We start from the raw sequence: 506 nt of genomic DNA on the forward strand, positions 1-506 counted from the left end.
TCGCAAGACATCGATGTCCTCAACGCTGCGAAAGTTTGTCTCGGAATGCTTGGCGTGGTGCTTTCCGTCACGATGAAGCTTGTTCCTGCTTTTGATCTTCATGACAAAATATGGCGTGAGGATTTTGAAGAATGCATGAATCATTTGGATCAGCTATGTCAGGAAAACCGGAGCCTCCGCGTGTTCTGGTGCCCGACCGAACACTCGGCATCGTTATACAGCCTGCCCGACACGTCTGGCATTGGTCGTACGCGCAGTAAAGCTGATGTCTGCGAAATCAGAACGCTGAACGTCACAACTCAGCCGTCAGCAGCTGTCGAAGCACAGGCCGGCGAGAGAATAGGGCCCAGCTATCGGATATTTCCGGGTTCAATTCCGATGCCGAACCATAACGAATGCGAATACTCGGTGCCCTACGAGGACGGTCCGGCGGTATTGCGTGAAATACGCAAGCTGATCCAGACGAAGCATCCGTCGCAGATATTCCCGGTTGAGTATAGAACCTA

1 protein-coding gene is annotated in these 506 nt (G+C 52.2%); it reads left to right on the forward strand.

The window, feature by feature from the left end; all coding sequences use genetic code 11:
• Positions 1-506, forward strand: a 506-nt coding sequence (locus tag EN780_RS37340) for a D-arabinono-1,4-lactone oxidase (RefSeq protein ID WP_281035424.1), incomplete at both ends; no start/stop codon positions are given.

The sequence above is a fragment of the Mesorhizobium sp. M4B.F.Ca.ET.089.01.1.1 genome, assembly GCF_004022605.1.
Classification (GTDB): Bacteria; Pseudomonadota; Alphaproteobacteria; order Rhizobiales; family Rhizobiaceae; genus Mesorhizobium; species Mesorhizobium abyssinicae.